Origin of the sequence: Actinoplanes sp. NPDC051851, from assembly GCF_040681165.1 — a bacterium.
Lineage (GTDB): Bacteria > Actinomycetota > Actinomycetes > Mycobacteriales > Micromonosporaceae > Actinoplanes.
Map to the genome: position 1 here is coordinate 88042 of NZ_JBFAYF010000018.1, position 23270 is coordinate 111311.

Below are 23270 nucleotides of genomic sequence, written 5' to 3' on the forward strand. Positions count from 1 at the left end.
TCACGCTGCCTCGCCCGGATCCGCCCAGAGGTCGCGGACCAGCCGCTCCAGGGCGCTGCGCGAACCGGGCCCCTCCACCTCGACCTCATGATCGCCGATGCGGACCCGGATCCGGGTACGGCGGGCGGCCACGCGGGCGGCGGCCCAGCCGCCCAGCGCGCTGACGAGCGCGACGGCCAGCTCCGGCTGCAGGAACGTGGCGACCAGACCGGTCGCGGCGCCGCCCGACATCTCGCCCGGCGCGGGTGCCGTGGTCAGCACCCGCCAGCGCACGGCCGCGAGGTCGTCGTCGGCCCGGACCCACCGGCGCAGGTCGTTGAGACAATGATCGGAATCGTCGCCGCCGAGGCTGATCTCCATTTCGATCATGCCACCGGAATCACGGCTGAAAGGCATTCCGACACGGTAGTCACCGCGCTCGGATCATTGCGACGGCGGGGTGCCGGGAATAGTTGTTCGCGGGATACGGAAGACACCGGAAGAGTGCCTTTTGAGCGCGGGGTGTACTCCTACGGCGTACCGGAAAAGGTTTTAGAAAGAATCGACGACAGGGCCGAGAGCGACGGCGACCGTGCGGGTGAGGCGGAAGCCGGACTCCTCGTGCAGGGTGGGGAGGTGCAGGACCTCGCCGGCGACGTGGATGTGGCCGTCGATGTCGAGGAGGGCGACCGGGGCGCCGTCCCGGAGCAGTGCCCAGAAGCGCTGGCGGGGGTGCGTGAGGCCGGGGATGCGCGGGCCGTGCTCGGCGGCGGTCGGGAAGCACTCGAGGTAGCCGCGGACGTACGGTTCCCGGCCGGACGTGTCGAGGACCTCGTTGTGCGCCTCCCAGACCTGGTCGCCGGCGCGGGTGCTGGAGAGTACCGCGGTCAGAACCTGGAACGTCAGCGGCCGGGCCGAGCCCTCCGGTGAGGGGCTGGAGATGCCGCGCAGGCCGACCGACTCCTCCAAGGCCTCCCGGAACGCGGCGGAGTCCACCCGTTCGAAGAAGTCGGAGACGGGCACCGTGCCGAATGCCGGGCTTCCCGGCACGGTCACGGTACCCGCCTCGTCGATGTCGATGAGGTGCTCGCCGCCGCGGATCAGGGTCAGGCAGGTGGGATGTCCCGGAGCGGAGCGGGTCTCGGTCACCAGCAGGCCGGGATTCGCGCGCAGCAAGTACGTCACCAGTGCCCACGCCTTCAACGTGGTGGAACGCTCGCTGACCACGGTGATCATGGTAAGGGTTACCGAAAGTGGTCAGCGAGCGGCTCGGCGCTTGAACCCCCGTCTGGCCCACAGGTAGGACACCAGGGAGATACCGGCACACCATGCCAGGGCGATATACCCGCTGTGACCGATTCCGGTGCCGAGCAGCAGCCCGCGGATGGTCTCGATGATCGGGGTGAAGGGCTGGTTCTCGGCGAAGGCGCGCAGCGCGGACGGCATCGTGTCGGTGGGTACGAAGCCGCTGCCCAGGAAGGGCAGGAGGCTGAGGAACATCGGGGTGTTGCTGGCCGTCTCGACGCTGTCCGCGGCGATGCCGAGGGCCACCGCGAGCCAGGTCAGCGCGAACGCGACCGCGGTCAGCAGGCCGAGCAGCGCGAGCCATTCGAGAGGGCCGGCGTTCGGGCGGAAACCGATCAGCAGAGCGACGGCCAGCACCGCGGCGATCGCGAGGAAGTTCTGCACCAGGCTGCCGAGGACGTGCCCGGTCAGCAGCGAGGAACGGGTGATCGCCATGCTGCGGAACCGGTCGACGATGCCCTCGGTCATGTCCATCGCGACCGAGATCGCGGTGCCGGCGACCGCCCCGGCCACGGTGAACAGCAGGATGCCCGGGGTCAGGTAGTTCACGTACGCGTGCCGCCCGCCGCCGAGGCCGGCACCGACCGCGCCGCCGAAGACGTACACGAAGAGCAGCAGGAAGATGACCGGCAGGCCGATCAGCATGATCGTGAGCGACGGATAGCGTTTCAGATGGATCAGCTGGCGGCGGAACATGATCCAGGAGTCGGTCATCGCTTCTCCTCCGGCTTCTTGTCGGTATCCGGCCTCTTGTTGGTATCCGGCCTCTTGTCGGTATCCGGCCTCTTGTTGGTAAAGGTGAAGAACACGTCGTCCAGGTCGGGTGTGTGAATGCTCAGTTCGGCGGGTTCGTGAATGCGGTCGAGCACCTCGCGAATGGAGTTCACACTGCCGTCGCCGGGCACCTGCAGGGTCAGCGCGCCGTCGTCGCGGTGGGTCACGTCCAGGACGGCCGCCGCGGCGTTCAGGGCACCCGGGTCGAGGAAGCGCAGCAGCAGGTGACCGCCGGGGATCCGGCGCTTGAGCTCCTCCGGGGTGCCCTCGGCGACGATCCGGCCGTGGTCGAGCAGCGCGATCCGGTCGGCGAGCTGATCCGCCTCCTCGAGGTACTGCGTGGTGAGAAAGACGGTCACCCCCTCGGCGACCATCTCCCGGACGATCTGCCACATGTCGTGCCGGCTGCGCGGGTCGAGTCCGGTGGTCGGCTCGTCCAGGAAGATCAGCCGCGGGTCACCGGTCAGCGTCATCGCCAGGTCGAGACGGCGCTGTTGCCCACCGGAGAGCAGGGACACGGGCTTGCCCGCCGAGGCGCCGAGGTCGAACCGCTCGATCAGCCGGGCGACTCGACGGCGCGACTCGGTGCGGCCGAGGTGATTCAGATCGGCCATCAACTGCAGGTTCTCCCGTACGGTCATCAGCCTGTCGACCGCGGCGAACTGTCCGGTCAGGCCGATCGCCGCACGGATCCGGTCGGGTTCGCGGGTGAGATCGTGGCCGGCGACCCGGATCGAGCCGGCGTCGGGCGGGATGAGGGTCGCGAGGATCCGGACCATGGTGGTCTTGCCGGCGCCGTTCGGGCCGAGCAGGGCGAAGACGGTGCCCTCGGTGACGGTGAGGTCGATGCCGTCGAGGACCGTGGTGTCGCCGAAGGATTTACGCAGTCCGGCGAGCGAGATGGCGGGGCGGGTGGTGACTGTCGCGGTCATCGTTTTTGCGCCTCAATTCCGGGGTTCGGTTTCAGGGGTTTTCAGGGGTTTTCAGGGGTTTTCGGGCAGGGTGAAGCGGCCCTTGTTGGGGGTTGTCGGTGCTTCGAGAGTTGTCGAGGTGGGTCGCCGATGATTCAGGAGTGATGCATCACTTCTGATGCATCGTGATTGATGCATCGGCGTCCGGGAGGAAGCGGATCTTCCTGGCTGGTTGCCAGGGGTGTCTCAGACGCCGCGAGACACCCCTGGCGACCAGCCGGGACCGCTCAGCTGGGCCGTATGGGTGCCTCAGGCGGTCCGAGACACCCATACACGCCAGCCACGGGAGTTCGGCTGGCCCGCAAGGGTGACCCTGCCGGCTTATTCGGTGCGGGTGCCCGTTTCCCGCACTGCCCGGGTTCTCTGCGCCGCGGCGCTCCGTTTCGGGTGGTCTGCGGAACCGCGGACCCGCAATCCCGAGGCGGCACGTGTCCACGAACGCCGCAGGTCGGGCGGCACGTGTCCACGGACGGCGTAGGCGGGGCGGCACGCGTCCACGGACGGCGCGGGGTCGGGCGGTGCGTGCACACGATCAACCCGGATCAGAGGGCGGCGGGCGCACAGGACACAAAGGCGCGGGAGGCCGCCTCCACAATGCCACGGCACTACATCAGGAGTGATGCATCACTCCTGATGCATCACGAACGATGGATCAGGATGTCGCCGAACGCCGTTCGCGCCCGGACCTCGGCACGCTCATCGCTCTCGGCCGGCCCGTCAGCCGCGGTCAACTCGTTGCGGACCTTCCCGTAATGCGTATGCACGTCGAGCCGCGCCGCCGTTCCGCTCCGCACGCCGACCTCGATCCGCCCGGCCGCACTGCGCAACGTGGCAACCCCGCGGATCATCTCGCGCACCCGGATGTTCCCGTTCGCGGTGTTCGCCGTGATCGAGCCACCGGCCTGATCCGCCCCGATGTCCCCGTTGGCCGAGTTGATTCGCAGCTCACTGCCCGCGCACCCGACCCAGACCTCGCCGTTGCCGTTCTTGAGCACCGCCGGCCCGCTGACCGACCGTACCTGGAGCTTCCCGGACCCGGTGGTCAGCTCGGCCCGGCCCGCCACCTCCTCGGCTGCGGCCAGCCCCATCCCGGTCTTCATCGACAGGTCGCCGACGTTCTCCACGCGCAGGTCACCGGCTCCGCTGCGCAGCTTGGTACCACCCAGGTCGCCGGTGCACTGCACGGCACCGACCCCGAGCTTGACGTCCAGCCCGGAGCCGGACGGCAGCTCGATCAGCACGTCCACGCTGCCGATCTTGCCGAACATCCCGAGCCGCGGCTGGCGCGGTCCGCGCACGGTCAGTACGCCGCCGGCGAAGTCGACGCGGGTCTCCTCGGCCGCCCGTACGTCCTTGTCGTCGGCGCCGTGCCCGGGCCGGACGGTGACCACGGTGTCCGGCCGCTCGGTGGCGACCACGCGCAGGTCACCGGCGATCACGTCGACGGTCACGTCGATGGTGCCGGGGGTGTCGAAGGTGGGCATGACGTTCTCCTCTCCGGGGGTAACGGGTCAGCGGACCCAGCCGGTGTAGCGCTGGCCGCCGGTGACGCTGGTGCTGGTGCTCGGCCGGGCGGGCTCGTTGTCGACCGAGGCGGCCGCGGCCCGGATCAGCCAGGTGTTGATCGAGACACCCGCCGCCGAGGCCGCCCGCTCGACCCGCCCCTTGAGGTGCTCCGGCAGGCGCAGACTGATCCGCACCATCGCCTCGTCCTCCCCCGTGGAGGACGCGGACGTCGACGTCGAGGACGCGGGGGAAGCAGAAGGCGCAGGCGCCTGGTCAGACCACGGGTCGGCCGACGCGGGCGTCACCACGAAGGTCGGCTCCCGATTACGCAGCCGCAGGTCCACCGACCCGGGCGCGAGGTCCCGGGTGATCTCGGCGGCCGCTTCGGAGAGGGCGTCCAGCAGGGCGAGCCGGGTCGCCGACTCCAGCGGCGCCGTCAGCCGTTCGGCCAGCTCACGGGCATCGTCACCACCGGCCGCCGCGGCGAGAGCGAGCTCGTGCCGCAGCGCGTCGATGTAGGGGCGCAATTCCATGACACCACTATGACACCACGGTGATGCCACAATCAACCCCATGACACCACTTCTTGCGTACGATGGAAGCCCGCACCCGAAAAGGGCACGGGCTCCTCGTCGCGTCACCCCGTCAGGGACCGCACTCGGTGCAGTGGACGTTCGCCGGCGGATCGCCCGTGACCAGCGCGGTCACCCAGTCGATCAGCTTCGTGCCGCCGACCGTGGTGGTGTAGAGCTTGCCGTCGTCGAACGTCTGGTGCAGGGCGCCGGCGGCCGTGTAGGTGTGCACGGTGACACCGGCGGCCGCGATGATGGCGTCGTTGGCGTCGATCTCGGCGAGCAGGTCCGGCGGGTTCGGCAGCCACGCGGTGAACTCCGAGGTGGCGTGGGGGTCGTACGCGAAATCGAATCGGGCGAGGGTGAGGTTCGGATCGTGCTTTCCGGCCGCGATCCAGAGATCCGTCACGCTCCACTGCGCCGCCGCGACACCATGACGAGCCCATTCCGGTACGGCCCGGTAGGCGCCCCACTCGGTGTTCAGCACCGTGTCACCGAACGCCGCGCTGTCCGGCCACGAGCCGGACTGGGTGCCGAGGGCGATCACGTGGGCGTTCGGCAGCCGGTCCGCGATCAGCGCACCGTAGATCGGGGCGGCCGGCGATCCCGCGGTCTTGCCGATCACGACGACCTCGGTGGCGTCGGGGTAGTTCGCCGCGAGATAGTCGACCGCCGCCGTACCGTTGGCGTACCCGTGATGGTCGACGGTCAGGTCCGCGGAGTACTCCCGGACGGCACTGCCGAGGTGCGAGTCACCGGTGCACGAGCTGACGTAGAAGTACGAGAACCCGGCGAACGGGTTGTCTTCCCGGGTGGTGTCGAAGATCCCGTCCCGGTTCGACGGGTCGACGTGCGCCAGGTTGAACGCCCAGCTCTGGTCCCGGCCCGAGCCGCCGTCCATGGCGCACGTCGTCGCGTCCCAGCAGACGTTGCCGCCGTTCAGGAAGAAGACCACCCGCGTCGGGTCCGCCTTGCGTTCCCAGAAGTTGAACCGGCTACCGTCCGCGCAGTGGCAGTCCCCGGTCGGTACGACCTTCGTCCATTCCAGCGCCGTGTGATTGCTGCTGCTGGTCAGCGTGGTGGCGTGACAGCCCGCCAGCAGCACGGTGGCCAGTACGGCCAGCAGTGCTCTCCTCATGCGGCCCAGCCTGCGCGCCTCCCCCATCGGCGCGCGCCTGGCCATGGTCATGACCGCAACCATGACTTCCGACGGGTATCGGGCAGGCCGCCGGGCAGGTATGAAGACTCATGTGCCCCGATGGAACCACCCCCTCCTGCAGGATGCCGGGCTCGCCGTCCTGCTGCTGATCGGCACCGTCCCGATGATCACCACGGTGCGCGGTGGCCGGGCCGCGGGCATCGAGCCGGTGCTGACCGGGCAGCTCGCCATCGCATGGCCGCGGATCCGGCTGCTCCTGATCCTGGCCGGCGCGCTCGCCGTCGCGGCGCGCCGCGCCTGGCCGATCCCGGCACTCGCGCTGGCCACGGCGGTCACCGTCGCGCAGATGGCGGCCGCGAACGGGCCGGTACCGACCGACCTGGCCGTGCCGATCCTGCTCTACACCGTCGCGGCGCACCGGCGGCGGGCAGTCTCGCTCGGGGTGCTCGGCGCGCTGCTCGCCGCGGCGGTCGGCTGGTCGGCGTACGTGGCGCTGGACGGGAAGCCCGACGAGTTGGCCGCACTCTCCGGTGACCGGCAGGGACCGGCACCCGCGGGTACCACCCGGTTCGGGCCGACCGACTGGGGCGGGATCCCGGTCCTCGGGTCGCCGCTGCTCGTCGCGTGGGCGGTCGGCTGGGGGATGCGCAGCCGCCGGGCGTACCTCGGCGAGCTCCTCTCCCGCACCCGCGACCTGGAACGCGAGCGGGACCAGCGGGCCGCGCTCGCCGTCGCCGCGGAACGGGCCCGGATCACCCGCGAGCTGCACGACGTGGTCGCGCACGGCCTGGCGGTGATCGTCATGCAGGCGCAGGGCGGGGCGGCCGCGTTCGCGAACAAGCCGTCGGACACGCTCGCCGCGCTGGAGACCATCGTGGAGACCGGGCGCGCGTCGCTCGCGGACATGCGGCAGGTCCTCTCCACCATCGACGCCCCGACCCGGCCGCTCCCCGGGGTGGCCCAGCTGCCGGGGCTGGTCGAGCAGGTCCGGCAGGCGGGCACCGAGGTGCGGTTGCACGTGGACGGGGAGCCGCGGGGACTGCCGAGCGCGGTGGACGTGTCGGCGTACCGGGTGGTCCAGGAGGCCCTGACCAACGTCATGAAACACGCGGGTTCGGGCGCGTCCGCCGAGGTTTTGCTGGCTTACCGCGCTACTCAGGTGGAGATATCGGTCACGGACGACGGCGTCGGCGACCGGGGCGGCTCCGGGAACGGGCTGCGGGGCATGCGCGAGCGTCTCGCCGTGCTGGGCGGCTCGGTCTCGGCCGGTTCGTCCCCCGGCGGCGGCTACGCCGTGCGGGCCACCATCCCCGTCACCGTGGTGGTGGCGTCGTGATCCGGGTGCTGCTCGTCGACGATCAGGTGCTGCTCCGGGCCGGGTTGCGGATGATCGTGGAGAACGCCGAGGGCATGAAGGTGGTCGGCGAGGCCGACGACGGCGCCGCGGCGATCGACCTGGCGGTCACGGCCGCCCCGGACGTCATTCTGATGGACGTACGCATGGAAGGAATTGATGGTCTTGAAGCCACCCGGCGCATCCGGGCAACGATGCCGGAAGGACCGCGCATCCTGGTTCTGACCACTTTTGACCTCGATGAGTACGTGTATGCGGCGCTGCGTGCGGGCGCCAGTGGCTTCCTGCTGAAGGACACCCTCGCGGCGGACCTGCTCTCGGCGATCCGGGTGGTGGCGCGCGGTGATGCCATCGTGGCGCCATCGGTGACGCGCCGCCTGATCGAACGCCACATCGGCACCGCCGGCGATCCCCTCCCCCGCCGCTTCGACGAGATCGACGTCCTCACCGCCCGGGAGCGCGAGGTGCTGGAGCTGATCGCCCAGGGGCTGTCGAACGCCGAGATCGGCGGGCGGCTCTTCCTCACCGAGGGGACGGTGAAGGGCCACGTGAGCAGAATTCTGACAAAGCTCGGCCTGCGCGATCGGGTCCAGGCCGTGGTCTTCTCGTACGAGTGCGGCCTGGTCCGCCCCCACTCCTCCGTCAGCAAGGAGCCCCCGTCGTGAAACAGGTGATCTCCACTCCCGACGCTCCCGAGTTCCCCGGCTACAGCCAGGCGGTGAAGGCCGGCGACACGGTCTACGTTGCCGGCACCATCGGCATGGACGTGACCACCGGGACGATGGCCGGCGACACCGTCGAGGAGCAGACCCGGCAGTCCCTGCTCAACTGCCAGACGATCCTGCGGGCCGCCGGCGCTCAGCTCTCCGACGCCGTCATGGTCCACACCCTGCTGATGCGCCCCGAGGACGCCGACGGGGTGATCGAGGTCTTCGACGAGTTCTTCCCCGGCGTCAAACCGCCGCGCTGCGTCAGCAAGATCGGCGTCGACCGCCCGGGGATCCTGGTCTCGATCGCGATGGTCGCCGTCATCGACTGAGGCTCGTCACTCGCCGAACTCGGGCAGGGACGCCACCCGGTCGAAGCGGGCGGCCGCGAGGTCGTCGTGGCGGATCAGGAAACGGGCGGTGACCGCGTCGTTGATGTCGTCCAGGAGATCGAACTGGGCCAGGAAGCGGTAGTCGCGGCGGTACCGGGCGTCCAGGTCGGCGTCGCTCGCGCCGGTCTCCTCCGCCGTGAGGCGGGCCAGGTCGTACGTCGGCTCGCCGTGCGCCGCGGCCGGGTAGCCGCCGATCTGGATGCTGTCGCCACCCTCGAGGACGCCCAGCGTGCGGGTGGCGAGCGCGAACAGGGCCTCGGCGCGCGGCTCCCGCTCCTCGAACACGTCGAACTCCTCGTGGGAGAAGTGCGGGAAGTCGTAGCCGGTCCAGATGTACAGGTCGCGGGACTCGTAGACGTCGACCTCGTCCGGGCCGGCCTTGCGCTCGGCGGCGGACGGGTCGTCGACGTGCAGCACCCGGGCCTCGTCACCGAACGGGTCGGGGTCGCCGTACAGATCGTCGTACTCGATGAAGAACTGCAGCAGGCCGGAAGCGGGCAGATCGGCGGCGAGGCCGTGTCGCGGCAGGGCCGCGCAGTCGACGGTGACCGAAAGTGGCAGCAGGCGGCGGTCGTCACCGAAGGTCGGCCACTGGCCGATACCGGTCAGGGTCGGCAGGCCACCGAGGCGGCCGGCGACCGGGCCGCCGTGCCTGGCGTCGGTGGAGAGGACCACGTACGGGCGGGCCAACTCCAGCCAGGCGTCGATCGTCTCGGCGGCGAAGCCCTCGGCGGCGGCCGCGGCCCGGAAGTCATCGAAATCAGTCACGGCGGACAGTGTGCCGGACGCCGCCACACGGGTCGCCCCGCATCGCCCGATCGCGCCGGCGGCCGGGTCGAGGGGAGCCCCAGCGTCAGGTGGGCTGCTGCCTCGGTGCCCGCCAGGGACCGGGTAGCAGCGCCGCGGCGAGACCGGCCACCACGGCGAAAGCGGCCACGAACCAATACGTCCGGGCGTACGCGGATGAGGGAAAGCCGGTGGTGGCGGTGAGCCGGGTGTTGGCGACCGCACCGACGAGCAGCATGGTGACCACCGACATGGTGAACCCGCGGCGGGTGAAGAGCCGGACGTCGATCAGCGGAGCGGCGGCCCGGAGGGCGTGCAGGACGTATGCCACGAGCAGCACCACGCCGGCGGCGAACGCCACCACCGCGGCCGGGTCACCGAAGTCACCGCGGTGCGCGGCCGTGGTGAGGCCGTAGATGAGGACCGCGAAGCCGGGCGAGAGCAGGGCCAGGCCGAGCAGGTCGAGGCGCGGACGGGAGGCGCCCCGCTCCGGTCCGCCGGCCGGTAGCGCCGTGCGGGCGAGCAGCAGGGCGACCGCGCCGACCGGCAGGTTGATCAGGAACATCCAGCGCCAGCTGATGTCGTCCACGAAGAAGCCGCCGAGGATCGGGCCGAGCACCGGGCCGACGGTCAGCGGGATCGAGATCAGGCCCATCGCCTTGGCGACCCGGGCCGGGCCGGCGGCCTGGGCGATCGCCGCCTGGACGACCGGGAAGATCATGCCGCCGCCGAGGCCCTGGAGCACCCGGAAGGCGATCAGGCTACCGGCCGACCAGGCGAGCCCGGAGAGCAGCGAGCCGACGGTGAACAGCAGGACGGCGAGCATCCAGATGCGACGTACGCCGAACCGGTCAACGCCCCAGCCGGAGACCGGGGTGGCAACGGCGACGGCGAGCAGATAGCCGGCGGTGACCCACTGGATGGTGGAGAGCGGCGCGCCGAAGACCGTGACGAGACAGTCCACACCGACATTGACGATGGTCTCGTCGAGCAGGGCCATCAGCAGGGCCAGCAGCAGGACGCCGGCCATCCTGAGGAAGGCGGGATCGAGGCTCTCGGGCTCCGGTCCGGCGGGTGTCTCGCCGGGTGCGCGCCGGGCCGAGCTGGTGTCGCTGGACATGTGGTCATTACCTCCGAGCGGCGTTTCAGGTCGGATGACGCGCACAGAATACATGTACGTACAGACATTTTTTGGAGCGATATCCGTTTTCTACCAACGGATCAGCCGAAACATCGCCACCGGATTGCATGTATGAACATTGACTTTGCACGGACGTGTAGGGTGTACTCCGATGACCCGGAGGACGGTGTGATGGCGGAACGACGCGGTGGACAGCCGGACGTGCTCGACCTGTGGCGGCAGTTGACGGTCCTCACCGGGCGCCTCGGCCAGTCGCTCGACAAGCGGCTCGTGCGCGAGTTCGACCTCACCCTCACCGAGCTGCTCGTGCTCGACGAACTGACCCGCGGCAACCCGCGCGGCACGCGCATCCAGGACCTGAGCGACGCGGTCGCCCTCGACCAGTCCTCGATGAGCCGCCTGGTCACCCGTCTCACCACGAAACGGCTCGCCGCCCGGGTCACCTGTGACCACGACCGCCGGGGGGTCTACTGCCAGATCACCGATCTCGGTTCCGAAAGGCACGCCGCGGCCACCAGGATCAGCAGGGCCGAACTCGGCGCCGCCCTGGACGCGGCCGCCTTCGACGACCGGCTGGCATCCCTGATCGCGCGCCTCACCCGGCCGATCACCGCGCCCGCCGACACCTGAGACCCGAACGAGGGAGCCACCCATCACCCCGCGGCTGAGCTGCACGGACCTCGTCTCCGCTTCCCGTCCGTCGACATCGGACAGCAGGGATACGTGACAGAAAGCGATCACTGCGGAAGGATACGAACGCTTTTCCACGTACGAGGAGGCCAGCGTGTCAACCGGTTCCGGGGAGCGTCACTACCCCTTCGACACGACCGTGGCCCATCCGGCGCGCGTCTACAACTACTGGCTCGGCGGCAAGGACAACTTCGCGGCCGACCGGGAGGCCGGCGAGCGTGCGGTGACCGCGGGCGCGAAGATCCTTCCCGGCGTCCGGGCGAACCGTGCCTTCCTGCGCCGGGCCGTGCGCCACCTGGCCGGCGAGGCGGGCATCCGCCAGTTCCTGGACATCGGCACCGGCCTGCCGAGCGCCGGCAACACCCATCAGGTCGCGCAGGAGGTGGCGCCGGAGAGCCGGGTGGTCTACGTCGACAACGACCCGATCGTTCTCGCCCACGCCCGTGCCCTGCTGACCGGCGAGGCGGGCACCACCGACTACGTCGACGCAGACGCCCGCGACACCGGCAAGATCCTGGAACAGGCCTCCCGTACGCTCGACTTCGACAAGCCGGTCGCGGTGCTGTTCCTGATGATCCTCCAGTACATCCCGGACGCCGACGACCCGACCGGCATCGTCCACGACATCATGCAGGCGATGCCACCCGGCAGCTACCTGGCCCACTCCGACACCGCTCTCGACGTGAGCGCCGACGCCAACGTGGTCCGCTCCGCCGACAAGCTCAACGAGCGCATGCCCACCACCCAGAACCTGCGCACGACCACCCGGCTGGCGACGTACTACGCGGGCCTGGACCTGGTCGAGCCCGGCCTGGTCCAGCTCCCGCAGTGGCGCCCGGACGAGGAGGTCGACCCGACCCTGATCCTCTCCGCCTACTGCGGCGTCGCCCGGAAGCCGTAGCCCGGCCGGCAGCCCCCATCCCCGCCCCGAGACCGTAGCCCGGCCGGTGACCCTCATCCCCGCAGGCAGCGGCCCTTACCCCCGCGGCCGGTGACCCTCCCCCCGCACACGGCGACCCTCATCCCCGCGGGCGGTGACCCTCATCCCCGCGGGCGGTGACCGAAGCCGGCGAGGATGACGCCGATTGCCCGGTCGAGGACCGCCGGGTCGACCGGGGTGGCGGCGGTCGTCTGGGTCAGGCCGCGAATCAGCAGGTAAAGCTCCTCGACACCGACGTCGGGCCGAATCGTGCCGGCGGCCTGAGCACGCCGAAGCGCCACGTCGACCTCGGCCTTCACCTCGCCTGCCGCGGCCACCAGCGCCGGGGGCGCGGCCCCCAGCATCGAGGCGAGCGTCAGCTTGGTCCCCCCGCGCTCGATCATCGCCCGGATCAGCGCCGACAGCGCTTCGGTCGGATCGGCCGCGTCCGCCGCCGCCCGGGCCCGTTCGAGCAGCCCGGCGAAGTGTCGCACCAGCGTGGCCTCGACCAGTGCCTCCTTGACCGGGAAGTGCCGGAACACGGTGGCGACCCCGACACCCGCCAGCCGCGCCACCTCCTCGGTCGACCCGGCCTCCCCCTGCGCCCCGAAGACCCGTTCCGCCGCGGCGAGAATCCGCTCCCGGTTCTCCCGAGCATCCTGACGCATGCCACCACTTTAACCGGAGTCCCGACTTCGATACCCTAACCGAAGTCCAGACTCCGCTAGGAGGAAACGACATGCCCACACCCACCGACACCCCCAACCCCGCCACGCCTGCCGCCACCGTCCCCACGCCCGCTCCCACCGCTCCCGCTCCCGCTCCCGGCACCGCTCCCGCTCCCGCTCCCGGCACCGCTCCCGCTCCCGCTCCCGCTCCCGCCACCGGTACCGCTCCCGCCACCGGTACCGCTCCCGCCACCACTCCTGACACCGGTACCGCTCCCGCTCCCGTCGATCCCGTGCGCACCCCGGAGGAGACTGTCCGCGCCGTCGCGGCCGGCGTCTGCCGCATCATGCGCGGCGGCCTCACCGGCGAAGAGGAGGCCGCCCAGTTCGACGAGTTGGCCTCGTACTACGCCGAGCACACCGACGTCCGCCACCCGTTCCGCCCACTCGGCGACACCCCACTGCTCACCCGGGACGCGTTGCGGGAGCATTTCGCCGACGGCGGCCGCCCGCCCGGGATCGAGCGCTACGACGTCATCGACGACCAGGTGCACACGACCCAGGACCCCGAGGTGGTGATCTTCGAATTCCGCTACACCGGCACGGTCCACGGCCGCGACTTCACCCTCCCCTGCATCTTCGTGGTACGCGTCCGCAACGGCCAGATCATCGAGTCCCGCGACTACGCCGACCACCTGACCGGCGCCCGCGTCTTCGGCCACCTCCCCGCGCTGGCGCGGGCCCTGGCCTCATCAGCCTGAGGGCGCGCTTCTTCTCGAACGAGCAGCAGCCCGGGCCGCCGCGCCGGGTCAAGTCCCGGTCCTCCTCCGCGGCGTCCGGACACCGCGGAGGCGACACCACTCATGTCATCACTCGGAGCGCCACGGCGCATCGTTCCGTGGGCCCACTACCGTGGTATGCCGAGGTGTAGCCCACGGACTGATTCGCCCGGGGCGCCGTGGCGCGGATGCTGGACGTCATGGAAGCCGAGGGCGGGAAGCTCCCTCCCTTTTGATCGTCGCGTGAGTGCACGCATGTGGAGGGGATGGATTCGGACGGAGAAACGAGCGGCTGATACGGCCGTCGCCGTCGCCGACATGGTCTGTGCCGGTGACGGCGCCGGTACCAGCGATCGCATGCTCTGGGATCGGTGCTGACCGGGCCCTGAGCGGACGCCAGACTCGCGGCCGGTCCGGGCTGTCGTCACCCGGGCCGGCCGCGATACACCGGAGCGGTCAGGAACGGTTGAGTTTGATCAGCTCCCAGCCGCCCTCGGGGATGTCGTCAGTGGGGTCGGCGCGGAGGTTCATCGGATTGGCCATGCCGAGGTAGAGGTCGTCACCGTCGGGGGCCATGTTGCGGATGCCGTAGTTGAGGTAGTTGCCCTGACCGATCGTGTTGATGGGCTGGGCCGGGGCGGTGGTGGAGGTGAAGACCCAGAGGTCGCTGCCCCAGAGGGCCGGGTCGGTGGGCGGGGCCTGGGGGAGCAGGTCGTGGACCAGGTAGCTCCAGTCCATGGTGCCGACGAAGAGGCGGTCGCCGGCCACGGTCATCCGCCACGTGTAGTTGTTGAGGACGTTGTTGAAACCGGAGCGGCCGTAGAGCGGAGTCCAACCAGTAGCGGGTGCCGACCAGGTGGAGGTGGTGGGGTCGTAGGCGGGTAGGGCGCTTTCGCCGTACAGGAGCTCGATCTTTTGATTGGGGGTTCCGAGGTCTTTGCCGCGCCAGATGCTCAGGCCGCGCTGCGTGTTGCGGGCCTGCAGTTTGACCAGGTCGTCGGTGGGCTGCGGGTATGTGGCCTGGTGGACGAGGGTGGCCTGGAGCGGGACGTGCATGCTGCCCCAATAGAGGTAGCCGCCGTAGGCCGCGACGCCGCCGAAGCCGTAGGTGGTGCGGATCAGCGGGTCGGTCTCGTAGCGGCTCGCGTCGAAGACCTGCGTCCACTGGTGGGTCTGCCAGGCGCGGATCGGGAGTACGGGGCTCTTCCAGACGCCGCCCAGTTGGGCGGTGGTGGTGGCGTCCGTCGAGCTCCACGTGGTCGCGTAGAGGTGACCGTCGAGATAGGCCAGGTCGGCGGCCTGTGTGGGCAGGTCGGCGACCTTGTCGAAGAGGAAGGGGGCGGCGCGGGTGCCGATCCAGCGGAGTACGGCGCCGCCGCGGCCGCCGCCCAGGCCGGTGCCGACACCGAGGTAGAGGGACTCCTCGGCGACCAGGAAGGTGCGCGCATTGCTGTAGAGGGCGAGCGTCTGTGAACCGAGGAACTGACGAGTGGAGGCATCGAATGCGAAGACGTTGAGGGTGTTGCTGAGCGAGGGGCCCGCGAAGAGCACGACGCCGTTGAGGTTGCCGGCCGAGCGGAGTCCGAGCGTGTTACGCAAGCGGGTCAGGTCGTCGCCGGTCAGGGCGCCGGACTCGTTGGTGAGCGCACCGGTCGCCGCGTCATAGAGCCAGAACTGTGGCGGGCGGACGTCGCCGAGTTCGTCGGGGACGGTGGGGTACTTATCGGCGATCTGGGATTCGCCGTACTCACAGACGTAGTCGTCGTTGACCACCGGGGTGTCCTCGCCGAGCGAGCCGCCGCTGGTCAGGCAGTGCACGTTGGCGCCGGTACCGAACCAGACCTGGTCGCCGACGCGGGTCAGGCCCCATACGTAGGACTGGTTGACCTTGGGCTGGCCCTCGGTGCAGGGCGGCCGGGACGGGTAGGGGACGCCGATGCCGGCGAAGCACTCGTCGGCGGCGGCCTTGCCGAGCAGTTGGTAGGTGTACTCGTCGGCCGGTGCGGCGGACGCCGGTACGGCCGTCGTGGCGAGCACCAGAACGGTGGCGGCCAGAGCTTCTTTGATCATTTTTATCTCCCCCCGCGAAGCATTCTTATCTATCGATGCGGCGCGGGGGACGGCTGATCATCCAATCGACGATGGACGATCGGGGCGGGCCGTCGCGGCCGGGCAGTCCGGTCGAGTCGAGGCGGGCAGTCCGGCCGGGTCGAGGGCGGGTTTCTTCGCGAGTGACCTGCGAGACGTGCACCGATTCGCGATTTCGGTCGGTGCGCGGCGGCGCTGTGGGCGGCCCGAGTTCACGATCATGGCTTTTCGGGGAGGCGGGAGTCCGCGATCGCTGGTTGAGTCGTTCTGGCGCCCCGATGGGGGCCGTGCGAGTACACGGTCGCGGATCGTGAGCGCCTGCCGCCCCTGCCCGCGGTTGATCGTGTGCGCCCGGCGCCCCGCTCGCGTCGTTCGTGCGCGCGTGCCGCCCCGCTCGCACCGCGTCCGGGTACGCGTACCGCCCCGCTCGCACCGTCCGGGTACGCGTACCGCCCCGGGGTGGCCGAGCGGTATCGCCGCAGGGCGGGTGACCCGGACCGGTGCGACGCCGGACGGTGGCCAGCGACCCCCGCAGCCCCGCGGGCAACAAGCGCCGAGCGACGGCGGGCAGCAGGAGACGGGTAACGGGCGACGGTGGGCAACAGACGCCGGGCGACGCGGGTGGCGCGTGGCGCGTGGCGGGTAGCGGGTAGCGGGTAGCGGCGGGCAACAGACGCCGGGCGACGGGCGACGCGGGTGACGAGTGGCGAGTGGCGAGTGGCGGGTCGTGGGTGGTTAGCGGGTGGCGAGGCTTGGGGCGGCCAGCTCGGGGTGGCCGGCTGGGGAGCCGTAGTCGATCCAGTGGGGCAGGCGGTCCAGGGAGAGGAGTTCGTCGATGACCATGAAGGCGGCGCCGTGGAGGCCGGCCTGGTCGGCGAGCATGGAGCGGGTGATGCGGAGGTCGCGGGTGGCCAGCGGGAGGGAGCGGCGGTAGACCGTCTCGCGGAGGGCGGCCAGGAGCTGGTCGCCGGCGCCGGAGACGCCGCCGCCGATGATGATCAGAGACGGGTTGTAGAAGTTGACCAGGCTGGCGAGCATGCTGCCGACGTGGCGGCCGGCGGAGCTGAGGAGTTCGACGGCGAAGGGGTCGCCGTGGGCCATGGCGTCGGCCAGGTCGGAGGCCTCCAGGGGGTTCTTGTCGCGCAGGCGGGTGGCCAGGAACGGGCTGCGGCCGTCCTGAGCGGCGGCGGTGGCCTGGCGGGCCAGGGCGGCGCCGCCGGCCACCGCCTCCAGGCAGCCGATGTTGCCGCAGCGGCAGACGACGGAGCGGTCCTCGGTGATGGCCACGTGGCCGACGTCGCCGGCGACGCCCTGGGCGCCGCGGTGGAGGCGGCCGTGTGAGACCAGGCCCGCGCCGATACCGGTGCCGATCTTGACGAAGACGACGTCCTGCTGGCCGCGGGCGTGGCCGGCGCGGATCTCGCCGAGGGCCATCAGGTTGACCTCGTTGTCGATCCAGGCGGGGGCGCCGTAGCGGGCGGCGAAACGGTCCCGGACCGGGTACGCGTCCCAGCCTGGCATGATCGGCGGGGCGATGGGGCGGCCCACGGCGTACTCGACCGGGCCGGGGAGGCCGATGCCGACGCCCCAGATCGCCGGGTCCTGGGGGGTGCGGGCGCCGACCAGCTTGTCGAAGAGCTCCTCGATGCGGCTGAGCACGCGCTCGGGGCCGGCGGCGATGTCGGCCGGCTCCTCGTGGGTGTGCTCGATCCGGCCGGCCAGGTCGGAGACGCCGACGGCGATGCTGGTGGCGCCGAGTTCGGCGACCAGCACGTGGCCGGCCTCGGAGCGGAAGCGCAGCTCACGGGCGGGGCGGCCGCCGGTGGAGCGGGTGGCCTCCTCGGCGACGAGGCCGGTGGCGATCAGCTGGGTGACGCGCTGGGCCACCACGGTGCGGCCGAGACCGGAGATCCGCTGCAGTTCGGGGCGCGTGGACGTGCCCGCGCGGACCAGGTCGAGCACGGCGACCAGGCCGTCCAACTGATCGTCCGGCACCACCGGGCGCGCTCCAGGCTGACTCACGGGGCATCTCCTCTCATCTCCCTGAAGAGCATCTCGGCTGCCGGAACAGTCTCGCCGACGTCTCGTGAAGAACGTAGTGGCTCGATGGGCGGAAGAGTTATGAGCATAGCCTGTTGACTTTCGTTTGTGACATGCATAACGTCGCCTCACCGACGCGAAACACCAGCGTCATCTTGTGAAATCTGGCCTTTACCTGGGCTGATGTCCGGCGAGGTCCGTTTTCGCCATCACTGTGAGGAGCCCGCATGACACGTCGTCAGCGCTCCGGCGTCATCGGGGCCGGCTTCATGGGGGAGGTGCACTCCCGGGCCGTCCGCGCCGCCGGGGGTGAGGTCACGGTCGTCGCGGCGGCCAGCCCCGGCTCGGCCCGCGCCGCGGTCGACCGCCTGCACGCCGGGCGGGCGGCGGCGTCGGCCGAGGAGCTGATCGCCGCCGAGGACGTCGACATCGTGCACATCTGCACGCCGAACCACCTGCACGTCCCCCTGGCGCTGGCCGCGATCGAGGCCGGTAAGCACGTGATCTGCGAGAAGCCGCTCGCGATCGACGCCGCCGACGCCGCCCGGCTCACCGACGCCGCCGCGGCCGCCGGTGTGATCGCCGCCGTTCCGTTCGTCTACCGCTTCTACCCGACCGTTCGCGACGCCCGCACCCGGGTGCAGCGCGGCGACGCCGGCGAGCTCCGCCTGCTGCACGGTTCCTACCTGCAGGACTGGCTGGCCGCGCCGGACGACACCAACTGGCGGGTCGACGCGGCACTCGGCGGCGCGTCCCGGGCCTTCGGCGACATCGGCGTGCACTGGTGCGACCTGGTGGAGTTCGCCTCGGGCCACCGGATCGCCCGCCTCTGCGCCCGGGTGCTCACCACCCACGACCGGCGCCCCGCCCCGGCCGACAGCGGCACCCGAACCGGCATCCGGGAGCGAGTGGGGACCGAGGACGTGGCGACGGTGCTCTTCGAGACGGACCGGGGCGCGCTCGGCTCGGTGGTGATCAGCCAGATCACCCACGGGAGGAAGAACCGCCTGTGGTTCTCCCTGGACGGTTCGGAAGCCTCGCTCTCCTTCGACCAGGAACTCCCGGACACGCTCTGGGTCGGGGGAAGGGATCAGAACGCGACGGTCTTCCGCGGCGCGACGAGGGCGAGCAGGTACGACGTCCTGCCGACCGGCCACCCGCAGGGATACCAGGACTGTTTTACGGCTTTTGTGAATGATGTGTATGCCGCCGTCGCCGGCGACCCGCCGGACGGCCTGCCGACGTTTGCGGACGGCAGGCGAGCCGCCGCGCTCACCGCCGCCGTCCTCGACGCGGCGAAGACCGGCTCCTGGGTGGAGGTGCTCTGACATGAAGCTCGGATTCCTGACCGCGTGCCTGCCGGACCGTTCGCTGACCGAGATTGCGCAGTGGGCGGCGGAGAACGGCTACGAGGCGCTCGAGGTGGCGGCCTGGCCGGCCCTCGGCGACCGGCCGTTCACCGCGACCCACATCGACCCCGGCACGCTGAACCCGGACGAGATCGGGGAGCTCTTCCAGCGGCACGGGCTGGCCCTGAGCTCGCTGGCGTTCTACGACAACAACCTGCACCCGGACCCCACCGAACGCGCCGCAGTCAACGAGCACGTGCTGAAGCTGATCGACGCGGCGGCCGCGTTGAAGGTCCCCACCGTCGGCACGTTCGTCGGCCGCGACCCCGGTAGGAGCGTCGCCGAGAACCTGGCCGAGGCCGAGAAGGTCTTCGCCCCGCTGGTCGACCGGGCCGGCGAGAAGGGCGTCAAGATCGTCATCGAGAACTGCGTGATGGAGGGCTGGCACCCGGACGGGTACCCCGGCAACCTCGCCTACTCCCCCGAGCTCTGGGAGTGGATGTTCGACCTGGGCCTCTACCTCAACTACGACCCCTCCCACCTGGTCTGGATGGGCATCGACCCGATCGAGGCGCTCACGCCGTACGTCGGCAGGGTCGCCCACGCCCAGGCGAAGGACATCCAGCTCTTCCCGGAGAAGCGCAACCGGTACGGCTGGCCGGGCAGGGCCGTGGTCCGCGAGGACCCGTGGGACGTCGGCTGGTGGCGCTACCGGGTGCCGGGCCTCGGCCAGGTCGACTGGTCCGCCGTGGTCGACACGCTCTACGAGGGCGGCTTCGACGGCGTGCTGAGCGTCGAGCACGAGGACCCGGTCTGGGGCGGCACCGAGGAGAAGATCAAGACCGGTCTCCAGGTCGCCCACCGCACGCTCCGCCCGCTGATCGTCGCCTGAGCCTCCCGGAGGACCCATGTTTCCCGAACGCGTCATCGCCGACGGCACGCTGCGGGCCGAGCCCGGCGCCGTCTCCGTCGAGATCCGGCTGCCCTGGTACCGCGCCCTGCCGCTCTCCAGCGTCAGCGCCGTCGACGTCACCCTGAACGGCACGCCGATCGCGGCGGACGACCTGGAGCTGACCGTCAACGACGTGCCCTACCTCCTCTCCGAGCTGCCCGCACGGCACGACGTCTGGTGGTACGTGACCGATAGTGCCCGCCTGCGCATCCCGGCCGCATCGGTCGAGGACGAGCACACCCTGAGCGTCAGCGTCGCGCTGCTCATCCCCTACCTGCCCGTCGAGGGCGCACCTCTGAGCATCGTCGAGCGCTGCACCAAGACCCTGGAGGTGGCGGCGTGAGCCCGCGGCTGGGAACCACCGTCTACAGCTTCACCCGCGACTTCCACGGCCGCACGGCGAGCTTCGAGGACCTGGTCCGCCGGGTGGCCGAGAACGGACTCGGGCCGGGCCTGGAGGTGGTCGGCTTCCAGAGCTTCCGCAACTGGCCGAACATCACCGAGGGTCAGGTCCGCCGCTTCCGCCGGCTGGTCGACGAGACCGGGCTGACGCCCTCCTGCATGGGCGCCAACTCGGACGCCGCGCTGCGCCGCGACCGGATGCTCACCCCGGACGAGCTGGTCGAGTACATGGAGGCGCAGATCGTCGCCGCCCGGCGGCTGGGCTTCCCGACGGTACGCGTGCAGTACTCGGTCACCCCCGACGACATGGAGCGGCTGCTGCCGATCGCCGAGCGGGAGAACGTCGCACTCGGCATCGAGATCCACTGCCACCACTCCCCGCGTCACCCGGTGATGCAGGCGCTGCTGGAGCGGTACGAGAAGCTCGGCTCCCCGCTGCTCGGCTTCATCCCGGACTGGGGCACCTCGATGCGCCGGGTCCCGCCGAGCCTGCTCTCGACGTACCGCAAGCGGGGTGTCGCCGAGGAGGTGCTCAGCCGGGTCGAGGAGCTCTGGAACCGGCTGCACGCCGACGGTCCGGTGCTCGACGACCGGCTGATGGGCGAGCAGTTCGGGATGTTCATGCGGCTCGCCGACGAGATGGGCGCCGGCGAGGCCGGCAACATGCTCGCCGTCTCCGCCGTGGGCCTGTTCGGTCACGCGGATCCGGCGGACTGGGCGATCGTCGCCCCGTGGACCGTGCACATGCACGGCAAGTTCTACGACATCGACGCCGAAGGTGACGAGCCCGCCGTTCCGATCCGGGACATCCTGCGGGTCTTCGTCGAGTCCGGCTACCACGGCTTCATCTCCAGCGAGTGGGAGGGCTGGCACTGGAACACCGAGTCCGACCCGGTGGAGATGATCGCCGCACATCACCGGCTCGAGAAGCGGCTGCTGGCCGACCTGAGCCGTCCCTGACGAACTCTTTCGCCTCTGCTGTCGCTCGCAACGGCAGCAGAGGCCATATCACCGCATTTCTCTCCCACCCGGTGTATCGCCAGGAGGTTCCCTCAATGTATAGAGGACGATCGGCTCGCTCGCGAGCCAGTGTGACCCGACTCGCCGGTGCCGCGGCCCTCGCCGCGTCGCTGACCGTCACCGCCGCGTGCGGTGGCACCAACACGGCCGGCACGGGCGCCGCCACCAGCAAGACCCTGACCATGGCCCTGCAGGGCCAGATCCTCAACTTCGACCCGTGGGGCTCGCCGAACGGCCTGAACGGCTCGGTCTGGAGCATGGGCGCGGTCTACGACTCGCTCACCCACGTCGCCTCCGACGGCACGGTCCAGCCGTGGCTCGCCACCTCGTGGACGCAGGCCGACAGCACGCACCTGACGCTTCAGCTGCGCGACGACGTCAAGTTCAGCGACGGTACGGCCTTCGACGGCAGTGTCGTGAAGGCGAACCTGGACTACGCCCAGTCGGTCGAGCAGCCCGGCGAGTGCAACGCGTACGTCAAGGGGGTGACCACCGCGGTGGACAGCGCCACCCAGGTCACCCTGACGCTCGCCACCCCGAACCCGGACATCCTCACCGACCTGGGCACCTGCGCCGGGTTCATGGTCAGCCCGACGGCGCTCGGCGACGCGACCACGCTGAAGACGACGCCGTCCGGCAGCGGCCCGTACACCCTCGCGACCGAGGGGACCGTGCAGGGCCAGACCTGGACGTTCACCCGGAACGCGAGCTACTGGGCGAAGGACACCTACAAGTACGACAAGCTCGTGATGAAGTTCTTCTCGGACACCACGGCGGCGGCGAACGCGGCGAAGAGCGGCCAGGTCGACGTGATCCAGTCGGTGGACGCGAAGACCGACACGTCCGGGCAGACGCTGCTGCTGTCGAACCCGCAGGAGTTCCGCGGCTTCTTCTTCGACGACGTGACCGGCGACGTCAACAAGGCGCTCGGCGACGTCCGGGTGCGGCAGGCGCTCAACTACGCGCTGGACCGGGACACCCTGGTCAAGGCGGTCTTCGGGGACACCGCGGTGGCGAACTACTCGTCGTCGCCGTTCGTCGACGGGATCACCGGGTTCACCAGCGCGCTGAACTCGTACTACAGCTACGACCCGGCGAAGGCCAAGCAGTTGCTCGCCGACGCGGGCTACGCCAGCGGCCTGACCATCAAGGTGCTGAACTACCCGGGCCTCTCCGGCCAGCTCGCCCAGGCGGTCGCCGGCCAGCTGCGCGAGGTCGGCGTGAACCTGGACATCAGCGACCACGGCAACGACTTCCTCACCCAGCTCGCCACCGGTGACTGGCCGATCGTGACCGGCAACTACACGCTGAGCACCGCCCAGTACCACAACCTGCAGGGCATGATCACCGCGAACGGCTTCTTCAACGCCCGCAAGAACACCAACGCGGACTTCGACAAGCTGCTCGACCAGATCGCGGCGACCACCGACGCGGCGCAGCAGAAGACGCTCTACGAGCAGCTCGCCACGACCATCGCCGAGCAGGCCTGGTTCCTGGTCCCGGCCGTGGTCAAGAGCGCCACCGCCTACAACGACAAGAAGGTCACCATGGCGGCCACCAAGGGCTCGGCCGTGCCGTTCCTCTACAACATCCAGCCCGCCTCCTAAGAGCCGGTGCCGGGCGGCGGTAGGCCAGACACCCGCCGCCGCCCGGCATCCCCATCCGACCGCCCCACCCGCCGCCCTAAAAAGGAACAACGGCTCCTAGCCACCCCGCA

Annotated in this window: 23 protein-coding genes; 11 read left to right on the forward strand and 12 right to left on the reverse strand. The window is 70.4% G+C overall.

The window, feature by feature from the left end; genetic code table 11:
- The 7 genes from AB0M08_RS19335 to AB0M08_RS19365 form a co-directional block, all read right to left on the reverse strand.
- Positions 1-396 carry a hypothetical protein gene (locus AB0M08_RS19335; RefSeq protein ID WP_364494730.1) on the reverse strand — a complete coding sequence of 132 codons (396 nt, stop codon included), beginning with the start codon at positions 394-396 and terminating at the stop codon, positions 1-3.
- Positions 397-531: 135 nt separating this feature from the next.
- Entirely contained in the window at positions 532-1206 is a 675-nt protein-coding gene (locus tag AB0M08_RS19340; RefSeq protein WP_364494733.1) for a hypothetical protein, read from the reverse strand.
- Between the two features lie 30 nt (positions 1207-1236).
- Positions 1237-1998, reverse strand: coding sequence for an ABC transporter permease (locus AB0M08_RS19345; RefSeq protein ID WP_364494735.1), 762 nt, complete (start codon positions 1996-1998; stop codon positions 1237-1239).
- Complete coding sequence (locus AB0M08_RS19350) at positions 1995-2990, reverse strand: ATP-binding cassette domain-containing protein (RefSeq protein WP_364494738.1); 996 nt, start codon at positions 2988-2990, stop codon at positions 1995-1997. Before AB0M08_RS19350 ends, AB0M08_RS19345 begins: the two co-directional genes overlap by 4 nt.
- A gap of 677 nt (positions 2991-3667) precedes the next feature.
- On the reverse strand, positions 3668-4513 hold the full coding sequence (locus tag AB0M08_RS19355; protein ID WP_364494741.1) for a DUF4097 family beta strand repeat-containing protein: 846 nt from the start codon (positions 4511-4513) through the stop codon (positions 3668-3670).
- A gap of 27 nt (positions 4514-4540) precedes the next feature.
- Positions 4541-5068 (reverse strand): hypothetical protein, encoded by a 528-nt coding sequence (locus AB0M08_RS19360; RefSeq protein ID WP_364494744.1) that lies wholly within the window; start codon positions 5066-5068, stop codon positions 4541-4543.
- Positions 5069-5180: 112 nt separating this feature from the next.
- Positions 5181-6296 carry a pectin acetylesterase-family hydrolase gene (locus AB0M08_RS19365; protein WP_364494746.1) on the reverse strand — a complete coding sequence of 372 codons (1116 nt, stop codon included), beginning with the start codon at positions 6294-6296 and terminating at the stop codon, positions 5181-5183.
- 61 nt (positions 6297-6357) lie between these two features.
- Here AB0M08_RS19365 and AB0M08_RS19370 point away from each other — a divergent pair, with 61 nt between their 5' ends.
- Genes AB0M08_RS19370 through AB0M08_RS19380 form a run of 3 tightly spaced genes read left to right on the forward strand, consistent with a single transcriptional unit; the run spans position 6358 to position 8659 of the window.
- Complete coding sequence (locus tag AB0M08_RS19370; RefSeq protein WP_364494748.1) at positions 6358-7602, forward strand: histidine kinase; 1245 nt, start codon at positions 6358-6360, stop codon at positions 7600-7602.
- Positions 7599-8285, forward strand: a complete 687-nt coding sequence (locus AB0M08_RS19375; protein ID WP_364494750.1) for a response regulator transcription factor — start codon at positions 7599-7601, stop codon at positions 8283-8285. Before AB0M08_RS19370 ends, AB0M08_RS19375 begins: the two co-directional genes overlap by 4 nt.
- The gene (locus AB0M08_RS19380) at positions 8282-8659 is read left to right on the forward strand and encodes a RidA family protein (protein WP_364494752.1); all 378 of its coding nucleotides are present in this window, start codon (positions 8282-8284) and stop codon (positions 8657-8659) included. Before AB0M08_RS19375 ends, AB0M08_RS19380 begins: the two co-directional genes overlap by 4 nt.
- Positions 8660-8665: 6 nt before the next feature.
- Here the strand turns inward: AB0M08_RS19380 and AB0M08_RS19385 are convergent, their stop codons facing one another.
- Both AB0M08_RS19385 and AB0M08_RS19390 read right to left on the reverse strand, forming a co-directional pair.
- On the reverse strand, positions 8666-9487 hold the full coding sequence (locus tag AB0M08_RS19385) for a YwqG family protein (RefSeq protein ID WP_364494755.1): 822 nt from the start codon (positions 9485-9487) through the stop codon (positions 8666-8668).
- A gap of 85 nt (positions 9488-9572) precedes the next feature.
- Positions 9573-10625, reverse strand: a complete 1053-nt coding sequence (locus AB0M08_RS19390; protein ID WP_364494758.1) for a DHA2 family efflux MFS transporter permease subunit — start codon at positions 10623-10625, stop codon at positions 9573-9575.
- A 192-nt stretch (positions 10626-10817) separates the two neighbouring features.
- Between AB0M08_RS19390 and AB0M08_RS19395 the strand changes: the two genes are divergently transcribed.
- Both AB0M08_RS19395 and AB0M08_RS19400 read left to right on the forward strand, forming a co-directional pair.
- Entirely contained in the window at positions 10818-11276 is a 459-nt protein-coding gene (locus tag AB0M08_RS19395) for a MarR family transcriptional regulator (RefSeq protein ID WP_364494760.1), read from the forward strand.
- A gap of 154 nt (positions 11277-11430) precedes the next feature.
- Positions 11431-12237 carry an SAM-dependent methyltransferase gene (locus tag AB0M08_RS19400; protein ID WP_364494763.1) on the forward strand — a complete coding sequence of 269 codons (807 nt, stop codon included), beginning with the start codon at positions 11431-11433 and terminating at the stop codon, positions 12235-12237.
- A gap of 140 nt (positions 12238-12377) precedes the next feature.
- On the opposite strand, the gene AB0M08_RS19405 is transcribed toward AB0M08_RS19400, so the two are convergent.
- A complete protein-coding gene (locus tag AB0M08_RS19405) occupies positions 12378-12923 on the reverse strand; it encodes a helix-turn-helix domain-containing protein (RefSeq protein WP_364494765.1) in 546 nt (181 codons plus the stop codon).
- A 71-nt stretch (positions 12924-12994) separates the two neighbouring features.
- Between AB0M08_RS19405 and AB0M08_RS19410 the strand changes: the two genes are divergently transcribed.
- Entirely contained in the window at positions 12995-13684 is a 690-nt protein-coding gene (locus AB0M08_RS19410; protein WP_364494768.1) for a nuclear transport factor 2 family protein, read from the forward strand.
- Positions 13685-14158: 474 nt separating this feature from the next.
- Here the strand turns inward: AB0M08_RS19410 and AB0M08_RS19415 are convergent, their stop codons facing one another.
- Positions 14159-15772, reverse strand: coding sequence for a hypothetical protein (locus AB0M08_RS19415; protein WP_364494770.1), 1614 nt, complete (start codon positions 15770-15772; stop codon positions 14159-14161).
- 753 nt (positions 15773-16525) lie between these two features.
- Entirely contained in the window at positions 16526-17812 is a 1287-nt protein-coding gene (locus tag AB0M08_RS19420; RefSeq protein WP_364494773.1) for an ROK family protein, read from the reverse strand.
- A gap of 245 nt (positions 17813-18057) precedes the next feature.
- Here AB0M08_RS19420 and AB0M08_RS19425 point away from each other — a divergent pair, with 245 nt between their 5' ends.
- The 5 genes from AB0M08_RS19425 to AB0M08_RS19445 all read left to right on the forward strand — a co-directional run bounded on the left by AB0M08_RS19425 (position 18058) and on the right by AB0M08_RS19445 (position 23160).
- Positions 18058-19158, forward strand: coding sequence for a Gfo/Idh/MocA family oxidoreductase (locus AB0M08_RS19425; RefSeq protein ID WP_364494776.1), 1101 nt, complete (start codon positions 18058-18060; stop codon positions 19156-19158).
- A 1-nt stretch (position 19159) separates the two neighbouring features.
- Positions 19160-20071 carry a sugar phosphate isomerase/epimerase gene (locus AB0M08_RS19430; protein WP_364494778.1) on the forward strand — a complete coding sequence of 304 codons (912 nt, stop codon included), beginning with the start codon at positions 19160-19162 and terminating at the stop codon, positions 20069-20071.
- A gap of 16 nt (positions 20072-20087) precedes the next feature.
- On the forward strand, positions 20088-20474 hold the full coding sequence (locus AB0M08_RS19435) for a DUF6379 domain-containing protein (protein WP_364494780.1): 387 nt from the start codon (positions 20088-20090) through the stop codon (positions 20472-20474).
- Positions 20471-21493, forward strand: a complete 1023-nt coding sequence (locus AB0M08_RS19440; RefSeq protein ID WP_364494782.1) for a TIM barrel protein — start codon at positions 20471-20473, stop codon at positions 21491-21493. The genes AB0M08_RS19435 and AB0M08_RS19440 overlap by 4 nt, the downstream gene beginning before the upstream one ends.
- A gap of 131 nt (positions 21494-21624) precedes the next feature.
- On the forward strand, positions 21625-23160 hold the full coding sequence (locus AB0M08_RS19445; protein ID WP_364494785.1) for an ABC transporter substrate-binding protein: 1536 nt from the start codon (positions 21625-21627) through the stop codon (positions 23158-23160).
- Positions 23161-23270 lie beyond the last annotated feature (110 nt).

Excerpts from the sequence above, each read along its gene's own strand:
- AB0M08_RS19405 (WP_364494765.1), bottom strand. The coding sequence starts at position 12,923 with ATGCGTCAGGATGCTCGGGAGAACCGGGAGCGGATTCTCGCCGCGGCG.
- AB0M08_RS19430 (WP_364494778.1), top strand. The coding sequence starts at position 19,160 with ATGAAGCTCGGATTCCTGACCGCGTGCCTGCCGGACCGTTCGCTGACC.
- AB0M08_RS19435 (WP_364494780.1), top strand. The coding sequence starts at position 20,088 with ATGTTTCCCGAACGCGTCATCGCCGACGGCACGCTGCGGGCCGAGCCC.
- AB0M08_RS19360 (WP_364494744.1), bottom strand. The coding sequence starts at position 5,068 with ATGGAATTGCGCCCCTACATCGACGCGCTGCGGCACGAGCTCGCTCTC.
- AB0M08_RS19350 (WP_364494738.1), bottom strand. The coding sequence starts at position 2,990 with ATGACCGCGACAGTCACCACCCGCCCCGCCATCTCGCTCGCCGGACTG.
- AB0M08_RS19415 (WP_364494770.1), bottom strand. The coding sequence starts at position 15,772 with ATGATCAAAGAAGCTCTGGCCGCCACCGTTCTGGTGCTCGCCACGACG.
- AB0M08_RS19365 (WP_364494746.1), bottom strand. The coding sequence starts at position 6,296 with ATGACCATGGCCAGGCGCGCGCCGATGGGGGAGGCGCGCAGGCTGGGC.
- AB0M08_RS19345 (WP_364494735.1), bottom strand. The coding sequence starts at position 1,998 with ATGACCGACTCCTGGATCATGTTCCGCCGCCAGCTGATCCATCTGAAA.
- AB0M08_RS19395 (WP_364494760.1), top strand. The coding sequence starts at position 10,818 with ATGGCGGAACGACGCGGTGGACAGCCGGACGTGCTCGACCTGTGGCGG.
- AB0M08_RS19425 (WP_364494776.1), top strand. The coding sequence starts at position 18,058 with ATGACACGTCGTCAGCGCTCCGGCGTCATCGGGGCCGGCTTCATGGGG.
- AB0M08_RS19335 (WP_364494730.1), bottom strand. The coding sequence starts at position 396 with ATGCCTTTCAGCCGTGATTCCGGTGGCATGATCGAAATGGAGATCAGC.
- AB0M08_RS19410 (WP_364494768.1), top strand. The coding sequence starts at position 12,995 with ATGCCCACACCCACCGACACCCCCAACCCCGCCACGCCTGCCGCCACC.
- AB0M08_RS19355 (WP_364494741.1), bottom strand. The coding sequence starts at position 4,513 with ATGCCCACCTTCGACACCCCCGGCACCATCGACGTGACCGTCGACGTG.
- AB0M08_RS19390 (WP_364494758.1), bottom strand. The coding sequence starts at position 10,625 with ATGTCCAGCGACACCAGCTCGGCCCGGCGCGCACCCGGCGAGACACCC.